Annotated in this window: 19 protein-coding genes; 18 read left to right on the top strand and 1 reads right to left on the bottom strand. The window is 64.5% G+C overall.

Features of this window, described 5'->3' with window-relative positions; genetic code table 11:
* The first annotated feature begins 22 nt into the window (after window positions 1–22).
* The 13 genes from ACGI6K_RS12825 (at window position 23) to ACGI6K_RS12765 (ending at window position 11,593) form a co-directional block, all read left to right on the top strand.
* Entirely contained in the window at window positions 23–568 is a 546-nt protein-coding gene (locus ACGI6K_RS12825) for a terminase small subunit (RefSeq protein WP_376947136.1), read from the top strand.
* Complete coding sequence (locus ACGI6K_RS12820) at window positions 540–2,471, top strand: phage terminase large subunit family protein (RefSeq protein WP_376947138.1); 1,932 nt, start codon at window positions 540–542, stop codon at window positions 2,469–2,471. The genes ACGI6K_RS12825 and ACGI6K_RS12820 overlap by 29 nt, the downstream gene beginning before the upstream one ends.
* Window positions 2,471–2,674: a phage head-tail joining protein gene (locus tag ACGI6K_RS12815; protein ID WP_376947140.1), complete on the top strand. Its 204-nt coding sequence runs from the start codon at window positions 2,471–2,473 to the stop codon at window positions 2,672–2,674. Before ACGI6K_RS12820 ends, ACGI6K_RS12815 begins: the two co-directional genes overlap by 1 nt.
* A 2-nt stretch (window positions 2,675–2,676) precedes the next feature.
* Window positions 2,677–4,188 (top strand): phage portal protein, encoded by a 1,512-nt coding sequence (locus tag ACGI6K_RS12810; RefSeq protein ID WP_376947142.1) that lies wholly within the window; start codon window positions 2,677–2,679, stop codon window positions 4,186–4,188.
* Window positions 4,160–6,163, top strand: coding sequence for a prohead protease/major capsid protein fusion protein (locus ACGI6K_RS12805; protein WP_376947144.1), 2,004 nt, complete (start codon window positions 4,160–4,162; stop codon window positions 6,161–6,163). The genes ACGI6K_RS12810 and ACGI6K_RS12805 overlap by 29 nt, the downstream gene beginning before the upstream one ends.
* A gap of 47 nt (window positions 6,164–6,210) precedes the next feature.
* Window positions 6,211–6,564, top strand: a complete 354-nt coding sequence (locus tag ACGI6K_RS12800; RefSeq protein WP_376947146.1) for a DUF2190 family protein — start codon at window positions 6,211–6,213, stop codon at window positions 6,562–6,564.
* A 3-nt stretch (window positions 6,565–6,567) separates the two neighbouring features.
* A complete protein-coding gene (locus ACGI6K_RS12795; protein WP_376947148.1) occupies window positions 6,568–6,891 on the top strand; it encodes a head-tail joining protein in 324 nt (107 codons plus the stop codon).
* Window positions 6,888–7,448 carry a hypothetical protein gene (locus tag ACGI6K_RS12790; protein ID WP_394542926.1) on the top strand — a complete coding sequence of 187 codons (561 nt, stop codon included), beginning with the start codon at window positions 6,888–6,890 and terminating at the stop codon, window positions 7,446–7,448. Before ACGI6K_RS12795 ends, ACGI6K_RS12790 begins: the two co-directional genes overlap by 4 nt.
* Window positions 7,445–7,633, top strand: a complete 189-nt coding sequence (locus tag ACGI6K_RS12785) for a DUF2635 domain-containing protein (RefSeq protein ID WP_376947154.1) — start codon at window positions 7,445–7,447, stop codon at window positions 7,631–7,633. The genes ACGI6K_RS12790 and ACGI6K_RS12785 overlap by 4 nt, the downstream gene beginning before the upstream one ends.
* On the top strand, window positions 7,634–9,106 hold the full coding sequence (locus ACGI6K_RS12780) for a phage tail sheath subtilisin-like domain-containing protein (protein WP_376947156.1): 1,473 nt from the start codon (window positions 7,634–7,636) through the stop codon (window positions 9,104–9,106). It abuts the gene before it with no gap.
* A gap of 33 nt (window positions 9,107–9,139) precedes the next feature.
* Window positions 9,140–9,499: a phage tail tube protein gene (locus ACGI6K_RS12775; protein WP_376947158.1), complete on the top strand. Its 360-nt coding sequence runs from the start codon at window positions 9,140–9,142 to the stop codon at window positions 9,497–9,499.
* Window positions 9,499–9,801: a hypothetical protein gene (locus ACGI6K_RS12770; RefSeq protein WP_376947160.1), complete on the top strand. Its 303-nt coding sequence runs from the start codon at window positions 9,499–9,501 to the stop codon at window positions 9,799–9,801. Before ACGI6K_RS12775 ends, ACGI6K_RS12770 begins: the two co-directional genes overlap by 1 nt.
* Window positions 9,802–9,901: 100 nt before the next feature.
* Window positions 9,902–11,593: a hypothetical protein gene (locus ACGI6K_RS12765; protein ID WP_376947162.1), complete on the top strand. Its 1,692-nt coding sequence runs from the start codon at window positions 9,902–9,904 to the stop codon at window positions 11,591–11,593.
* A 21-nt stretch (window positions 11,594–11,614) separates the two neighbouring features.
* Here the strand turns inward: ACGI6K_RS12765 and ACGI6K_RS12760 are convergent, their stop codons facing one another.
* The gene (locus ACGI6K_RS12760; protein ID WP_376947178.1) at window positions 11,615–12,013 is read right to left on the bottom strand and encodes an SH3 domain-containing protein; all 399 of its coding nucleotides are present in this window, start codon (window positions 12,011–12,013) and stop codon (window positions 11,615–11,617) included.
* Between the two features lie 145 nt (window positions 12,014–12,158).
* On the opposite strand from ACGI6K_RS12760, the gene ACGI6K_RS12755 reads away from it, so the two are divergent.
* From ACGI6K_RS12755 to ACGI6K_RS12735, 5 genes are read left to right on the top strand one after another with little or no spacing between them, the layout of a single operon-like run.
* Window positions 12,159–13,352: a DNA circularization protein gene (locus ACGI6K_RS12755; RefSeq protein WP_376947164.1), complete on the top strand. Its 1,194-nt coding sequence runs from the start codon at window positions 12,159–12,161 to the stop codon at window positions 13,350–13,352.
* A 13-nt stretch (window positions 13,353–13,365) separates the two neighbouring features.
* Entirely contained in the window at window positions 13,366–14,460 is a 1,095-nt protein-coding gene (locus tag ACGI6K_RS12750) for a phage baseplate assembly protein (protein WP_376947180.1), read from the top strand.
* A 2-nt stretch (window positions 14,461–14,462) separates the two neighbouring features.
* The gene (locus ACGI6K_RS12745) at window positions 14,463–14,942 is read left to right on the top strand and encodes a phage baseplate assembly protein V (RefSeq protein ID WP_376947182.1); all 480 of its coding nucleotides are present in this window, start codon (window positions 14,463–14,465) and stop codon (window positions 14,940–14,942) included.
* Window positions 14,942–15,409, top strand: a complete 468-nt coding sequence (locus ACGI6K_RS12740) for a phage GP46 family protein (protein ID WP_376947166.1) — start codon at window positions 14,942–14,944, stop codon at window positions 15,407–15,409. Before ACGI6K_RS12745 ends, ACGI6K_RS12740 begins: the two co-directional genes overlap by 1 nt.
* A complete protein-coding gene (locus ACGI6K_RS12735) occupies window positions 15,409–16,473 on the top strand; it encodes a baseplate J/gp47 family protein (RefSeq protein ID WP_376947168.1) in 1,065 nt (354 codons plus the stop codon). The genes ACGI6K_RS12740 and ACGI6K_RS12735 overlap by 1 nt, the downstream gene beginning before the upstream one ends.
* Window positions 16,474–16,480: the final 7 nt, after the last annotated feature.

Genomic DNA, 16,480 nt, shown 5'->3' with positions numbered 1-16,480 from the left:
GGAGGTTGGTTGTTGTTTTGTCATGGCCGAAAAAGAAACAACCAAGCAGCGCGGATGGTTAAATAAATCCGAGATGGCGGCGAGCCTCGGGATTTCGCCTCAAGCCTTTGAGAAATGGGGCGTTCAGCCGGTTACTAGGATCGGCCGCGAGGCGTTCTATCGAGTGCAGGACGTCGTTCAGAACCGCATCGATCACGCCGCCCGGAAACAACAACCTGACGGAGTGGACGCAGAAGGTATTGATCCGCTGGCAGAGCTCAAGCTGACGCAGGAGAAGTTGAGGCTGACCCGGGCTCAGGCCTATGCCCAGGAGCAGAAGAACCAGGTCAATGATCGGCAACTGGTGCCGGTGCCGTTCGCGACCTTTGCGCTGGCCAGAATTTCCGCCCAGATCGGCTCGAAACTCGAAACCGTCTGCAAGACCGTGAGCCGCCGGCATCCCGATATCGATCCGCGCGTACTGGAGAGCTTCGAACGGGAGATCGCCTTGGCACGCAATGTCACCGCGCAGTTCGGCGACGATCTTCCGGAAATCCTCGATGAGTATCTTGCAACCCTGGATCAATGACCTGCGGGCAGCGGTAAAACTGGGATTGCAGGGGTTGTACAAAGAGCCGCCGATGACGGCGGTGGAGTGGGCCGACAAGCACTTCTACATGTCGGCCGAGTCCTCTTACAACGAGGGCAAGTGGACTACCGACCCCTTTCAGGTCGCAATCCTCAACGCGATGGGGAATGACCTGATCGCGGTGGTCAATTTCGTGAAGTCGGCGCGTATCGGCTACACAAAGCTGCTGATGGCGAACATCGGCTACAAGATCCAGCACAAGCGCCGCAACGTGATGATGTGGAGTCCGACCGACCCGGACGCTGCAGACATCAGCAAGAGCCACGTCAACGGTCTGATCCGCGACGTGCCAGTGATTATGGAGCTTGCACCATGGTTCGGTCGCAAGCACAGCGACAACACGCTGGACCAGAAGGTCTTCTCGAACCGCCGAAACCTGTGGATTCGTGGCGGCAAGGCCTCCCGCAACTACCGGGAGAAGTCGGCCGACGAGGTGATTTACGACGAGCTCTCAAACTTCGATCCCGACGTCGAGGGGGAGGGCGACCCGGTAACCCTGGGTGACAAGCGTCTGGACGGGGCGGTCTACCCGAAGTCCATCAGGGGCTCGACGCCGAAGAAGGCCGAGAACTGCCAGATCACCAAGGCCGCCAGCGAGTCGCCGTACAAGCTGCGCTTCCACGTCGCATGTCCGCATTGCAACAAGGAACAGACCCTGAAATGGGGCGGCAAGGATTGCGAGTTCGGGCTGAAGTGGGAAAAGAACGCGCTCGGCGAGGCGGAAAAGGCCTGGTATGTGTGCGAGCACTGCGCCGCCATCTTCTTTCACCAGGCCATGGTCGAGGCGTCCAAGAGTGGCCGTTGGATCTGCGAAGAGACCGGTATCTGGACACGCGACGCTATGGACTGGTTCGGGTCGGACGACGAGCCGATCAGAACGCCGCGCTCGATCACCTTCTACTGCTGGGCCATCTACAGCACTTGGACTACCTGGCTGAAGCTGGTCGACGAGTGGCTGAAGGTGAAAGGCGACCGCGAAAAACTGATCACCTTCATCAACACCACCCGCGGCGAGGTGTGGGAAGGCGATCAGGGCGAGAAGGTCGAGTGGGAAGCGCTCTACGGCCGTCGCGAGGTCTACCCGCAGGTACCCGAGCGCGCCTTGGTGCTGGTCGGTGGCATAGACACGCAGGACGACCGCTACGAAGGCCGTGTCTGGGCGTTCGGCCAGGGTGAAGAGAGCTGGCTAGTGGACCGCTGGATTCTGCACGGCGACCCGTCTAGCGAAGAGCTACGCCGCAAGGTCGGACTCAAGCTCCACCAGCAATACACACGGGCCGATAGCCTGCTGATGAAGGTCGAGCGCTGGTGCTGGGACTCCGGCGGCCACTACACCGATGAGGTCTACACCGAGAGTCGCAAGCACGGCGTGACCTGGGTTGTACCGGTCAGGGGCGCGAATCAGTACGGCAAGCCCATCGCCAATTTCCCTCGGCAGCGGGCCAAAGGCAGCAAGGTCTACCTGACCGAAGTCGGTACCGACAACGCCAAGGAATTGATCTACAGCCGTCTGCGTATACAGACGCAACCTGGCATCCCGGTGCCGGGCTGTGTGCACCTACCGGCCAATGACGATCTCTGCGACGAAACCGAACTTCGGCAACTCACTGCCGAACGCAAGCTGATGAAGGTCGAGAAAGGTCAGCGTGTCTACCGCTGGGACGCCGGCGGCCGGCGCAACGAGGCGCTTGACTGCTTCGTCTACGCCATTGCCGCGCTACGGATCAGCCAGCAGCGCTTCGGCCTTGACCTCGACGCCCTGGCCGCCGAGCTGCCCAGCGAAACAACGACAACCGACGAACGCCCGCGCCGGCGCTCGTCATATTGGGAGAAACGCACCTGATGGCCTACACCTTGGAGCAGTACAACGCCCTGCAGGCCGCTATCGCCGAGGGCGCGCTCACCGTCCGTTACCAGGATAAGAGCGTCCAGTATCGGTCGCTCGACGAGATGATGCGCATCCTCAAGCTGATGGCCACCGAACTAGGCCTGAACGCCAGCAATGCCGGCGGCCGCCGCTACGCCAGCTTCAGTAAAGGCTACTGACCATGGGGATCTACGACACGCTGTTCCCCAAGCGGGCGGCGCGGCGCGCCGAGCTGAATCTGCAGCGCCGCAAGGCCGAGTTGAGGCTGGAGCTGCTCGAGCGTGGCTTTGACGGTGCTGCGCTGGGCCGGCGCAACGACGGGTGGCGCAGCACGGGCGCAGACGCCAACGCCGAGAACGCCCCGGCGCTGGCCCGGCTGCGCAACCGCGCCCGCGACCAGCGTCGCAACAACCCCTACGCCGAGCGGGCCGTCACCGGCATTGCCGACAATGTGGTCGGCGCTGGGATCGTGCCGCGCCCGCTGGCCAGGTCGAGCCGCAGCAACAAGCGCCTCGGCGAACTGTGGAGCGCATGGGCTGCGTCACTGGCCTGCGATACCGACGGCCTGGAGAACTTCTACGGCCTGCAGCACAAGATCATGGAAACCGTGGTCGAGGCGGGCGAATGCCTGGTGCGCCGCCGCCGCCGTTACTCCTCGGACGGCCTGCCGGTTCCCGTACAGCTGCAGGTGCTGGAGCCGGATTTCCTCGACGAACGCAAGGACGGCGACATCGCTGGCACCCAGAACCGCATCATCCAGGGCGTCGAGTTCGATGCACTGGGTCGCCGGGTGGCCTACTGGCTTCATGACCAGCACCCGGGCGCGAACAACACCTGGCGCACGCTGGACTCCAAGCGCGTGCCGGCCGAGGACGTCATTCACGTCTTCCTGCCGAAGCGCCCCGGGCAGGCGCGCGGTTACAGCTGGCTGGCCCCAGTGCTGCAGCGCTTGCGCAACTTCGACGAGATGGAAGACGCAGTGATCGAGCAGGCCAAGATAGCCGCCTGCTTCGCCGCCTTTGTCTCCAAGGACGAAGCAACCGGCTCATCGCGCTCCACGCCACCGCTGATCGAGCGCATGGAACCAGGCATCGTGCAGGAGCTGGGCATCGGCGAGGAGATCAGCTTTGGCACCCCACCAACCTTCAATGGCTACCAGGCCTATTCCTGGCAGGCCCTGCACGCCGTCGCTGTCGGCCTCGGTGTCCCCTACGAGCTGCTGACGGGCGACCTCAAGGGGGTCAATTTCTCCAGCGGTCGCATGGGCTGGTTGCACTTCGCCCGTCGGGTGGACGTGTGGCAGTGGCGCATGCTGATCCCGCAGCTGTGCGACCGCACCTGGCAGTGGTTCATGGAGGCGCAGGCGATGCTGCCAGGCGCAGTCCTTGAGGATGTGCGCGCCGACTGGGTACCGCCGCGCCGCGACATGGTGGACCCGAAAGCCGAGACCGAAAACGTCAAGGAACGCATCCGCAACGGCCTGACCAGTTGGTCGGATGCCCTGCGCGAGCTGGGCGTGACCGATCCGATCCGTCACGCCGAGCAGATCGCCGAAGCGAACAGGCTGCTCGACGAGAAAGGTTTGATCCTCGACTGCGACCCGCGCAAGGCCGCGGCGCCCGGGTCGGCCGCGCCGGCCCAACCCACCAATGAGAGCGAGAACAATGCCGGAAGCGACGATCAAGACGCTTGAGACGCCGATGCTCAGCCTGCGCGCCGCCGTGCGCCCCGGCTCGGTGGACATCGAGCAACGCACCGCCGAACTCACCTGGACCACCGGCGCCCGGGGCCGCCGCTGGTCCTGGGACGTCGGCAGCTACATGGAGGAGCTGGACGTCAGCGAAGGCGCCGTCCGACTGGAGCGCTTGAACAACGGCGCGCCGCTACTGAACGCGCACAGTTCCTGGGAGCTGCGCGACGTGATCGGCGTGGTCGAGCGCGCCTGGATCGAGAACGGCGAAGGCCGCGCCCTGGTCCGCTTCAGCCAGCGCGAGGACGCTGATCAGGTTTTCCGCGACGTCAAGGACGGCATCCTGCGCAACATCAGCGTCGGCTACGCCGTGCACCGCTACGACGTCGTCGATGAAGAGGACGACAAGCTGCCGACCTACCGGGCGACCGACTGGGAGCCCATGGAGCTCTCGATCGTGCCGATCGGCTTCGACGACGGCGCCAAGATTCGCAGCGCCAAGACCCCGGCCGACTACCAGGGCCAGCGCTTCCAGACCCAATTCAAGATCCGTGCGGCTGAGCAGCCGGCCGAGCAACCGGCCGCCGTGGCCACTGAACCCCGAGAGGAAACCGATATGCCCGATGTGAACAGTGCGGCCGACGAACAGCGCCAGGCCGAAATCCGCCGCGAAGCGGCAGAGGCAGAGCGTAAGCGCTGCCTGACCATCAAGCAGATGGTGCGCAAAGTGAGCCTGGCCGATGAGATCGCCGAGGGCCTGATCGAGCGCGGCGTGTCGGTCGAGCAGGCCAGCGCAGAACTGATCGACAGGCTGGCCGAACGCCAGAATGCCGAGCAGGGCGTAATCCGCAACAGCCAAGGGACCACCACCAGCACCATCGACCTGGCCGTTGTAGGTGCCAAGCGCGCCGCCATGCAGAATGCCCTCCTGCACCGCTGCAACCCGGCGATCAAGCTGGAGGAGGCTGCCCGCGAATTTCGCGGCATGCGCCTGATCGACATGGCCCGCGAGGCCGTCGAGATGGTCGGCGGCAACGTCCGTGGCATGACCCCGCAGGAAGTGGCGCGCGCCGCGCTGGGCTGCGATCGCCAGGCATTTCGTGCCGCTGGCATGCACACCACCAGCGATTTCCCGCTGCTGCTCGGCGGCACCATCAATCGCACCCTGCGCGACGCCTACGCACTGGCGCCGCAGACCTGGCGCCCGCTGGGCCGCCAGACCAGCGTGCCGGACTTCCGCGAGATCACCCGCGTAGCACTGGGCGACATCTCGGCGCTGGAGAAGGTCAGCGAGCACGGCGAGTACAAGTACGGCACCCTCGGCGAAGAGGGCGCCCCGCTCAAGGTCGCCAAGTTCGGCAAGATCATCGCCGTCACCTGGGAGTCCATCGTCAACGACGACCTCTCCGCGTTGACCCGCATCCCGCAGGCGCTGGGCGCCGCCGCCGCGCAGACCGAGTCCGACGTGGTTTGGAACCTGCTGCTGGGAAACCCGAACTTCGTGGATGGCACTGCGGTGTTCCATGTCGACCACGGCAACCTGGCCGCCAGCGGCGGAACCATCAACACCACCACTCTGGCCGCCGCCCGGGCGGCCATGCGCAAGCAGAAATCCAAGGCCGGGCACTTCCTCAACCTCGGCCCCGAATTCCTGGTGGTTGGCCCGGAAAAGGAGCTGGAAGCCTTCCAGTTCACCTCCAGCAACTACGTCCCGGCCAAGAACGCCGACATCAACGACAGCCGCAACACCTCGCTGACAGTGATCGTCGACGCGCGCATTACCGGCAACCAGTGGTACTTGTACGCCGCGCCGGGCGTAGTGGACACCTTCGAATACGCATACCTGGAAGGCGAGCAGGGGGTGTTCACCGAAACCCGCGAGGGCTTCGAGGTGGATGGCATGGAGATCAAGGCCCGCCTGGTGTTCGGCGCCGCCTGGATCGACTACCGCGGCGCCTACAGGAACGCCGGTGCTTAATCCGATGGGCCGCCCCGGCGGCCCTCATTCTTTCCGAGGGCGAGATCATGAAAAGCTACATCCAACCCGGCGACTGCATCACCGTGTCGGCGCCTGCCGGCGGCACTGTTTCTGGCGAGCTTTACAAGGTCGGCGCGTTCATCGGCGTGGCCGCGACCACCGAGGCCGCGGGCGATCCCGTCGAACTCAAGCTGTGCGGCGTGTTCGCGCTGAACAAGACCAGCGCGCAGGCTTGGGCGGTTGGCGACCCGGTCTACATGAACACCTCTACCCGCGTCCTGACCAACGCTTCCGCGGCTGGCCTGGTACTGGTCGGCGTGGCCACCGAGGTCGCGGCCAATCCGTCTGCTGTCGGCCGCGTGCGGCTCAACGGCGTGTCGGCTCCGGCCGCGGTGGCTTAAGCCATGGCCTGGAGCGGCATGGCCAACCGGATGCTGGGCGTCGCGGTTCGCACGTTCGCCGAGCCCTCGGTCTACTGGCTCACCGATGGAGCCGAGCCTGGCGTCGAGCTGCCCCAGGCCGTGTTCGACTCCGCGCACGTCGAGATCGATCCGGAAACGCAGGCGCCGGTTTCCAGCATCAACCCTGTGCTGGGCGTGCGGCTGGCCGACCTGCCGAATGAGCCGACCCCCCGCGACCGCGTGCAGGTGCGTGACCAACTCTATCGCATCAGCGACGTGCAGCCTGATGGCGTCGCTGGGGCGCTGATTGTTCTGAAGAAGGTGTGATCGTGCCGCATCCGCGTACAGCAATCCGCAAAAAGGCGGTCGAGTTGCTTATGGGCAACACCAGCGTCGGCGCGAGCGTCTACGCCAGCCGGGTGGCGCCGTTCATCGTCAACGACTGGGACAACCAGTTGCCGGCGATATCGGTTTACACCATGGATGAGGACGGCGAGATCCACAACGCCGCCCCGCGCGAGTACCGGCGCACCGTACAACTCGCCGTCGAGATACAGGGCGAAGCAGACGATGCGCTCGACGATGCGCTCGACGAGATTGCTCGGCAGGTGGAACTCATCCTGCTTCGTGACGACACGCTCGGCGGGACGGCCAGCGACCTGCGCTACAACCGGACCCAGATGGTGCTGCGCGAGCAGGGCGAAGCCGTCATCGGCGCATGCCGCATCATCTTCGACGCAGACTACCTCGACGAGCAGCCAGGCCCCGACTTCAACGAGACGCTGGACGATCTGGTCACGGTGCACACCGACTACAGCCTGGCCGGCGAGCAGGACGATCCAGACGACCGGGCGAAAACCCACATCACAGGACTGAACGAATGAACGACCGCCGCACGCTGAAGCCGGCAGACGGGCGCCTAGTGCGCCACCCGGCCGACTACCGACCGTTGGCCGCCGAGGGCGAGCCGGTCGAACTGAACAGCTACTGGCGCCGCAAGCTGAAAGCCGGCGACGTGATCGAGGTCAAGCCGGCCGCATCAGCCGCAGCAAAGGAAGAGGGCAACTAAATGGCCATCAGCTTAAACACCATCCCGGGTCCGGGAACGCTGCGTAAGCCGGGCGTCTACAGCGAGATCGACAACAGCAAGGCCGTCGGCGGCCCGCAGGCCGTCACTTACCGGCGCCTGCTGATCGGCCAGAAACTGGCCACTGGAACAGCGGCCGCCGAGCAGTTGGTGCGTGTGACCAGCGATGCTCAGGCTGACGCACTGTTCGGCGCAGGCTCGATGCTGGCCGGCATGGTGCGTGCCGTGCTGGCGCAGGACACCTTCACAGAGTTGCAGGTCATGCCGGTGGCCGACAACGCCGAGGGCGTCGCCGCGACCGGCGCGCTGGCCTTCGGTGCCGCAGCGACGGAAGCCGGCACCTTGTACCTGATGATCGCCGGCCGTCGCGTGGATGTGGGCGTGCCGAGCGGCGGCACCCCAGCCGCCGTGGCCACTGCTGTGGCAGCCGCCATTAATGCCGCGGTCGACATGCCGGTGACAGCCGCCTCTGCCACGGGAACCGTGACAGTAACCGCGCGCAACAAGGGCGAGGCCGGAAACACCATCGATCTGCGGGTGAACTACTACGATGGCCAGGCTCTCCCGGCCGGGCTCACCCTGAACATCACCGCCATGTCCGGCGGTACCGGAAACCCGGATATTACCGACACACTGGCGGCGCTGGGCGACGATTGGTTCCAGGTGCTCGGCATGCCCTACACCGACGCGGCCAGTTTGGCGGCCCTGGAGACCGAACTGGCCAGCCGGTTCGGCTGGAGCCGCGAGATCGAAATGCATGCGTTCGCCGCGGCTCGCGGAACCCAGGGGACGCTGGGCGCGCTGGGCGATAGCCGCAACAGCCCGCACCTGACCATCGTCATGGCGAACAGCGAACCCATGCCAGCCTACGAGAAGGCCGCCGAGACCATGGCCATTGCTGCCTACTACGCTGCGATCGATCCGGCGCGGCCGATCCAGAACCTGGGCTATGCCTGGTGCCTGCCGCCGGCCGCGGCCGACCGCTTCACCAACGAGGAGCGGAACCTGCTGCTGTTCGACGGTATCGCCACCACCAAGGTCGATGCCAGTGGTGTCATGCAGGTCGAGCGTCTGGTCACGACCTACAAGACCAATTCGGCTGGCGGAAGCGACACCAGCTATCTGGATAGCGAAACGCTGTTCACGCTGATGTTCATTCGCCACGACTGGCGCGACTACATCCAGCGTAAATATCCGCGCCACAAGTTGGCGAGCGATGGTACCCGCTACGGCAGTGGCCAGGCCGTCGTTACGCCAGTACTCATGAAGGCCGAGGCCATCGCCAAGTTTCGTGAGTGGGAAGACCTGGGCATCGTCGAAAACATCGACGATTTCAAGGCCAACCTAGTCGTCGAACGCAATGCCAGCGACCCGAACCGCCTGGACATGCTGCTTCCGCCTGATCTGGTCAACCAGCTGCGGATCATCGCGAACAAAATCCAGTTCCGCCTGTAACGGGCGAAACTTCCAGCATCGGAGAATCGAGCAATGGCACGCCTCGGCGGAACCATCAGCATCAAGGTCGACGGCGAGATCTACAACGCCGTCGGCAACTTCACCTACAACCTGGGCCAGCCGCTGCGGGCAGGCCTGGTCGGCCCGGACGGCGTCCACGGCTACAGCGAAACGCCGCAGATCCCTTTCATCGAGGGCGAGATCCGCGACCGCCGCGAAATCAGCCTCGAAGCGTTGCAGAGCCTGACCGATGCCACCGTCACCCTGGAACTGGCGAGCGGCAAGGTCGTCGTCCTGCGCAACGCCTGGTATGCATCCGAGGGAACCTTCAACACCGAGGAGGGGAACGGCGCGTTCCGCTTCGAAGGTCTGTCCGGCGAGGAGATCCGCTGATGGCGAAAGAGCGAGTTCATACCCTGGCCGAGCCGGTGCAATTCGGGAGCGAAACCATCACGCAGGTGACGATCACCCGCAAGCTGAAGCATCTGCGGAACTGCACGCTCCGCGCCGGCGCAGATGCGAAGGGCGAGGTGTCGGTCAACATCGACTTCGGCACCCTGATCGACCTGGGCGCCAAGATGATCGGGCATCCGGTCGCCGCGCTCGAGGAGTTCGCCGAGGAGGACCAGTCGGTCGTCATCCAGGAAGCGAACGATTTTTTGTTCAGACACCTCGGGACTGGACAAAGGCAGTAACTGTCGCTGTCAAGGTGATGGGCATCCAGCCTTCCGAGGTCTGGGAGTTCGATCTCGATGACCTGACGTTCTGGCTTGAGCGCGCGGAGGAATGGGTCTCATGGCAGAAAGGCAATACCCGCTGAACATCATCATCCGTGCCGTCGACCAGATCACCCGGCCGCTGCGCGGAATGCTGGGGCGCGTCGGTCAGGTCACCAATGGCATCCGCGATAGGCTCCTCGATCTATCTAACCGCAGTGGCCTGCCAGTGCTGGTTCAATCGTTTCGCAACGTGGGCACGGCGGTTGGCGACCTCGCCAAGCGCGTGGCGACAGTAGGTGCTGGCATCGCGGCGATGGCAACAGCAGCCTCGGTGGCGATCATCGGCATAGGTGCTTCGGTAGCCGAAACCGGGGGAGAGGTGCGGAAATTCTCTGCGCGTCTTGGCGTCCCGGTCGAGACCCTGCAGGAGCTGCAGTACGCTACCAGGGCATACGGTGTCGAAAACGACGCGCTGCTAGACGCTCTTAAGGAGCTGAGCTTGCGCGCCGACGAGTACGCTGTGACCGGCAAAGGCAGCGCGGAAGAAGCCTTTAAGCGGATCGGGCTGAGCGACAAGCAGATCAAGGCGACTATGGGTAACACCGAGGCTTTGTTCAACTTGGTGCTGACCCAACTGCGCAAGGTGGACAATGTCGCCAAGCGGCAGCGGTTGGTCGACGAACTGTTCGGGGGCCAGGGCGGCGAGCAACTGGCCGAGTTCGTCAGCGTGAGTGCCGAGCGGGTCGCGCAACTGCGCGGAGAGGCCCGCGAACTGGGCATCGTGCTCAGCTCCGAGACAGTCAAAGCGGCGAGCGACTTCAACGCTCAATTAAGCGTGTTCCAATCGTCGCTGATTGGTGTGCGGAACACGATCGCCGCAGCGGTGCTGCCGGAGCTGGCGAAGCTGGGGCAGCAGTTCTCCAGGATTCTGGTCCAGTACCGACCACAGATCGAAGCCTTCTCCAAGAAGTTCGCGGCGCAATTGCCACAAAGGCTTGAGCGTATGGTCGGCCTGTTCCGCGATCTCTATGCCGGCATTCAGCCGGTTATCCAGGCGGCAGGCTGGCTGGTCGATACCTTTGGCGGCGCGAATGTGGTGCTGGGTGTGCTGGGCGCCATGATCGGCGGCTGGCTGCTGACCAGCATCTATGCGCTGGGCACCGCGATCTATGGACTGGGTACTGCGATTCTGGCAACGCCGGTCGGCTGGATTGTCGCTGGCCTAGCCGCGGTGGCGGCTGCTGGATACGCGCTGGTGCGCAACTGGGACCAGATCAGCGCCTGGTGGGCGCAGAAGTTCGAGGACGTGCGGGCCGCATTCAAGAATGGACTCTTGGACGGCCTGCTGGCGGCATGGCGTGAGTACAACCCGGTGGGCCTCATCATGGAGGCGTTCAACGGGCTGGTGAAATACTTCACCGGATGGGATATCGCCGCCATCCTGAGCGAGAAAATTTCCTCGGCGGCACAGGCTGTCAAGGGTGCGCTGCCGGACTGGATGCGCGAGCTGCTCGGCATCGAGGGGGGCGTCGTGGCGCCTGCGGTCGGAGCGGCGCAGGCGACAGGTACCGCGGCCGCCGCGACGGACATCGGGCGTCGCTCGGCCGAGATCGGCCGCGAGGCGGCGGCCACCGTGCGCAACGAGCCGCAAGAGGTACTCGTGCGCGTGGACATGAACAACTTGCCGCCGGGGACTCGCGTGCAGACGCAGGGCAGCCGCGGCGCGCAGTTCGACACGAACCTCGGCTACGCGATGGCGGCATCATAAATACGAGGGTATTGGTAGGTTTCAGGGCATTGTACGGCTCAGGGAACTGCCGATTACCCATTCAGGAGTGGCGCCGGCCGGCGAGATCCTGGCCCAGCCTGAGTTGATCTCGTAAGCATGAACGCTGTCGCCCTTCTTGAGTCGCTTCAACACCTTTGCGGAAGTAGACCCGTTGCTGCGGACATTCAGCGTCGGGACTGAAACGTAGTAGTCATCGTCTGCTGCCAGGGCTAAGCCGGCGGCTCCAACTGCTGCTGCCCCGGCTGCAGGAGCCGTGTAAGAACTGTATCGAGAAGATGATGACCTGCTGGAACTGCTACTGGAAAGGGCAGATGAAACAGTCCTGTACGCCTTCTTGCTACTGCCTCCACGCCTCCTTGCATCGGCGTCTGTAGCGAGGGCTGCTGCGGCAATGAACATCAATACGATGGGTATACGCACGTTGTCTCCTTGATTGAAAAGCGCCGGTCTGGCGAGGTTTCCTATTTACAAGCCCTGGCAATCGTCGGGATTTTTTGTTTTTGCCGCAAGGCAGCCAAAACGCAGTTCATATTCCGGAGCATCCATGACCTGGCGCGACATGTACCGCACTGCGTCCTTTCGCGGCGCGACGTTCAAGGTCGAGTCCGCCGACAGCGCCTATGGCCGCCGGCAGGCCGTGCACGAACACGCGCTGCGCGATGTGCCGTACACCGAGGATCTTGGGCGCCGTGCCCGGGAGTTCACGGTCACCGGCTATCTGGTCGGCGAGAACTATCACCTCGAGCGAGACACCCTGATCGAGGCGTGCGAGACGCCCGGCCCTGGCCAACTGGTGCATCCGTACCGGGGAGAGCTGACTGTCGTCTGCCGTGGGCTGAGCGTCAACGAGACTAGCCAGAACGGCGGCATGTGCCGGGTGTCGATCACATTCCTCGAGGCGGGCGAGGCGTCCTATCCGCGCGCGGTGACTGATAGCGTCAACGCGATCAGCCGGGCCGGCAACTCGGTTGTCTCTGCCGCGCAGGCAGGCTTCGTCGAGCGGTTCATCACGGATGGTTTCCCCGGTTTCGTGCTGGAAGCCGCGACGCAGCGCCTGCAGGCGCTCACGGATTTCCTGGCCGCGCCCGGAGGGATCAACCTGGCCGGCGAGATCGAAGCGGCGGCGTCGTTTAGCCGCGCGCTGCGCAACCTGGCGGACAATGCCATGTTGATCGTGCGACTGCCCGAGCAGCTGGCGAGCCGTCTCATCGACATGTTCGATCTGGCGAGCGACGCCTATGGTGAGCAAGCGGCCTCCCTATTCGTTGGCGTGATAGAGCAGGTGTCGACACCCTATAGCGGGCTGACCAACACCCCGAGCCGTCAGCAGCAGGCCACGAACAATGAGGCGCTCAACGAACTGGTGCGGCTGGTATCGCTGCCGGCAGCAGCCCGGGCTGCGGTCACGGTCAAGTATCCGAGCTATCAGGATGCGTACAGCGCGCGGCAGACCCTGGTCGAGCTGATCGACACGGAAATGGAACGCACCGAGAACGACGAGGTTTATGTGTCGCTCGGCGCGCTTCGAACAGAAGTTGTGCGCGGAATCCCCCAGCCCGATGTTGATCTGCCGCAACTGGTCGAGTACACGCCGCCAGCGACGCTGCCGGCGCTGCTGGTGGCGTACAAGCTCTATGGCGACGCTGGCCGGGCTGACGAAATCGTGACCCGCAACAAGCCACGCCACCCTGGATTCCTGCCGGGCGGCCAGCAACTCGAGGTCCTGTCGGATGGATGATCTCGAATTGCGCGTGAACGGCATGTCCTATGCCGGCTGGACAGAATTGGGCGTTACCCGAGCAATGGATGCGGTGAGCGGGGCGTTCACCGTTGCGCTGACCGAGCGTTGGGAAGGGCGCGGCGGCATGGCCGCCCAGGTCGAGCCTTGGCCGATCCTGCCTGGCGACGCCTGTGAAGTGCGCTTGGGCGGCGTGCCGTTGGTGGTCGGCTACGTGGACATTTTCCGGCCGTCCTATGGCCCCGAAAGCCACACCATCAACATCCAGGGCCGCGACAAGGCGGCGGACATGATCGACTGCTCGGCTGTGCACAGCCCCGACGAGTGGAAGAACATCGACTTGCTCAAGTTTGCGCAGATCATCGCGCAGCCGTTCGGCATTCCGGTGCGCGCGGACGTTTCGGTCGGCGAGCCGTTCCAGGTCATCAAGCTCAATCAGGGCGAGACAGCATTCGAGGCGATAGAGCGCTACGCCCGGCAACGGAAATTGCTGGCCATGCCGGATGGCGCCGGCGGCCTGCTGCTGACCCGCGCCGGCACACAACGCGCCTCAGTAGCGCTGGTGCAGGGAAAGAACATCAAGGAAGCCTCCGGCTCGATCGATCACTCGCAGCGCTTCAGCCAATACACCGTGAAAGCCCAGACCTCATGGAGCGAGGCGACCGATGGCGAGGCCGAGGCGCACATCGAAGGGGCGGTGACCGATAGCGGCGTGAAGCGCTATCGGCCGATGCTGGTCATCGCCGAGGCGGATGGCACGGCGAACGCCGCGAAAGAGCGCGCTACCTGGGAAGCGAATACCCGAATCGGAAAATCGGCCACAGCCTCGATCACCGTGCAGGGGTGGCGCCAGTACCCGGGTGGCCCGCTGTGGTTGCCGAACATGCTGGTGAATGTCCGCTCGTCCTGGTTGCGCATGGATGGCGAGATGATGATTCGCCAGGTCACATTCACCCGCGACGACGGCGGGACCCAGGCAAAGCTGGACATCGTCAGTCCGCAGGCCTTCGCGCCGGAACCGCCGGATAGCCTTGCCGCCAAGAAGGCCGGCAAGAAAGACGACGACGGCAAGTTGTGGAAAGAAGCCCTCGGCGAGGAGAAGAAGTGAGCATGCAGCAACAGATTCGCACCTTGGGCAACCGGGTGATGATGGCGTTCGCTCGCGGCGTGCTGCGTGCTGTGAACGACAGCGGCGCACGTCAGACGCTGCAGGTCGAGATGCTGCGCGGCGAGCTGCGCGACGGGGTCGAGCGGATGCAGAACTATGGGTTCGCCGCGCACCCGCACACGGGGGCCGACGCGGCCATCTCATTCGTGGCCGGCAATCGCGAGCAGGGCATTGTCCTTGTTGTGGATGACCGCCGCTACCGGCTGAACCTGCAGCAGGGTGAGGTGGCCATGCACGACGATCTCGGCAACAAGATCCAACTGCTGCGCGACCGCGTGCAGATCACGGCAGTCCAGGCGCTGGAGATCGTCGCGCCGGACGTGTCCATCATTGGCAATGTGGCTATCACCGGCACGCTCACCAACAACGGGAAAGACGTGGGTAGCACCCACACCCATCCGGGTACGGGAGAGCCGAACTGATGGCAGATGTTGCGCTTGTCATGACGGAAATGGGCGGCGACCTGCTGCTCGACGGGTTCGACCTGTCCCGCGACGACGGCCTGGAGACCGCCGTCATCATCAGTCTGTTCACCGACCGCCGGGCCGAGCCGGATCAGATTCCGCCAGAGCTGCCGCAGGACGACCTGCGCGGCTACTGGGGCGATGTACAGCCATCCGTCGAGGGCGACCGCACCGGGTCGCTGCTCTGGCTGCTGGCGCGCGAGAAGCAGCTGCCGCAGACGCTGGCGCGGGCCGAGCAATACTGCCGAGACGCCCTCGCCTGGATGGTCGATGACCGCGTCGCCACTCGCATCGATGTGACTGCGTCGTACCTCTCCATGGGGTGGATGCTGATCGTCGTCGACATCTACAGGCCGCAGGGCGAACCGGTGCAGTACCGATACAACTATGAATGGGCGGCCCAATCCGCCAGGAGGGCTGCCTGATGCCGTTCGTCAGACCCTCCCTGACCGAGATCATCGACCGCGTCGTTGCCGACATCAGCACCCGTCTCCCCGGAGTCGCCGGCGCCGTACTGCGCCGATCCTTGCTGGGGATCATTGGGCGGGCCGAGGCCGGCGCGGCGCACCTGCTCTATGGGTATATCGACTGGGTCGCGCGTCAGGCCATACCGGATACCGCCGAGAGCGAGTATCTGCAGCGCTGGGCGGCGATCTGGGGGATCACCCGCAACGCTGCGACCTTCGCCGCAGGCTCGGTCACGTTCACCGGCTCGAACGGTGCGGTGATTCCAGCGGGCACTACCGTTCAGCGTCAGGATGGCGTGCAGTACGCCACCCAGGCTGCAGCAACCATCGCCGGCGGTTCGGCTACCGTCGCCGTCGAGGCGAACATGGCGGGCACGGACGGCAACCTGGCGGCGGGTGCCGCCGTGTTCCTGATCTCGCCGGTTTCAGGCGTGCAATCTAACGCGACGGTGGCGGCCAGCGGCATCGCTGGGGGCGACGACGTCGAAAGCGACGAGCGTCTGCTCGCTCGCCTATTACAGCGCATCCGCAATCCACCCCAGGGCGGAGCGGAGGCCGACTATGTGCTGTGGGCGTTGGAGGTGCCGGGCGTCACGCGCGTGTGGGTCTATCCGATGCAACTGGGGGCTGGCACCGTGACAGTGCTGTTCGTCAATGATGACGACCCGGTGAGCATCATTCCCGATGCCGCCGAGGTGGCCGAAGTGCAGGCGCATATCGATGGGCTGCGGCCAGTCACCGCCGAGGTGTTCGTCGCCGCGCCTACGGCGACGCCGCTGAACATGACCATCGTGCTCGACCCGAACACCGCCGGCGTGCAGCAGGCGGTGCTGGCCGAGTTGCAGGACCTGCTCACGCGCGAGGCCCGGCCCGGCGGGACCATCCTGATCAGCCGGCTGCGCGAGGCCGTATCGATCGCCGCTGGCGAGGGCGATAACTCCATCATCACGCCGGCGGCGAATGTCGTGCATGCGGCCGGGGAAATGGCTGTGCTCGGCACGGTTACGTTCCAGCCGCTCTAAAGGGGAA

Origin of the sequence: Azorhizophilus paspali (genome assembly GCF_043587585.2) — a bacterium.
In the GTDB taxonomy this organism is placed as follows: Bacteria; Pseudomonadota; Gammaproteobacteria; order Pseudomonadales; family Pseudomonadaceae; genus Azotobacter; species Azotobacter paspali.
The sequence above is the reverse complement of the archived record's forward strand: the minus strand, read 5'-3'. Positions and strand labels throughout refer to the sequence as shown.

Bases quoted from the DNA above. Each gene is read 5' to 3' on its own strand.
- ACGI6K_RS12740 (WP_376947166.1), top strand. From the start codon at position 14,942: ATGGCAGATGTTGCGCTTGTCATGACGGAAATGGGCGGCGACCTGCTG.
- ACGI6K_RS12795 (WP_376947148.1), top strand. From the start codon at position 6,568: ATGGCCTGGAGCGGCATGGCCAACCGGATGCTGGGCGTCGCGGTTCGC.
- ACGI6K_RS12735 (WP_376947168.1), top strand. From the start codon at position 15,409: ATGCCGTTCGTCAGACCCTCCCTGACCGAGATCATCGACCGCGTCGTT.
- ACGI6K_RS12765 (WP_376947162.1), top strand. From the start codon at position 9,902: ATGGCAGAAAGGCAATACCCGCTGAACATCATCATCCGTGCCGTCGAC.
- ACGI6K_RS12785 (WP_376947154.1), top strand. From the start codon at position 7,445: ATGAACGACCGCCGCACGCTGAAGCCGGCAGACGGGCGCCTAGTGCGC.
- ACGI6K_RS12800 (WP_376947146.1), top strand. From the start codon at position 6,211: ATGAAAAGCTACATCCAACCCGGCGACTGCATCACCGTGTCGGCGCCT.
- ACGI6K_RS12775 (WP_376947158.1), top strand. From the start codon at position 9,140: ATGGCACGCCTCGGCGGAACCATCAGCATCAAGGTCGACGGCGAGATC.
- ACGI6K_RS12770 (WP_376947160.1), top strand. From the start codon at position 9,499: ATGGCGAAAGAGCGAGTTCATACCCTGGCCGAGCCGGTGCAATTCGGG.
- ACGI6K_RS12760 (WP_376947178.1), bottom strand. From the start codon at position 12,013: ATGTTCATTGCCGCAGCAGCCCTCGCTACAGACGCCGATGCAAGGAGG.
- ACGI6K_RS12745 (WP_376947182.1), top strand. From the start codon at position 14,463: ATGCAGCAACAGATTCGCACCTTGGGCAACCGGGTGATGATGGCGTTC.
- ACGI6K_RS12825 (WP_376947136.1), top strand. From the start codon at position 23: ATGGCCGAAAAAGAAACAACCAAGCAGCGCGGATGGTTAAATAAATCC.
- ACGI6K_RS12815 (WP_376947140.1), top strand. From the start codon at position 2,471: ATGGCCTACACCTTGGAGCAGTACAACGCCCTGCAGGCCGCTATCGCC.
- ACGI6K_RS12820 (WP_376947138.1), top strand. From the start codon at position 540: ATGAGTATCTTGCAACCCTGGATCAATGACCTGCGGGCAGCGGTAAAA.
- ACGI6K_RS12780 (WP_376947156.1), top strand. From the start codon at position 7,634: ATGGCCATCAGCTTAAACACCATCCCGGGTCCGGGAACGCTGCGTAAG.
- ACGI6K_RS12755 (WP_376947164.1), top strand. From the start codon at position 12,159: ATGACCTGGCGCGACATGTACCGCACTGCGTCCTTTCGCGGCGCGACG.
- ACGI6K_RS12805 (WP_376947144.1), top strand. From the start codon at position 4,160: ATGCCGGAAGCGACGATCAAGACGCTTGAGACGCCGATGCTCAGCCTG.
- ACGI6K_RS12810 (WP_376947142.1), top strand. From the start codon at position 2,677: ATGGGGATCTACGACACGCTGTTCCCCAAGCGGGCGGCGCGGCGCGCC.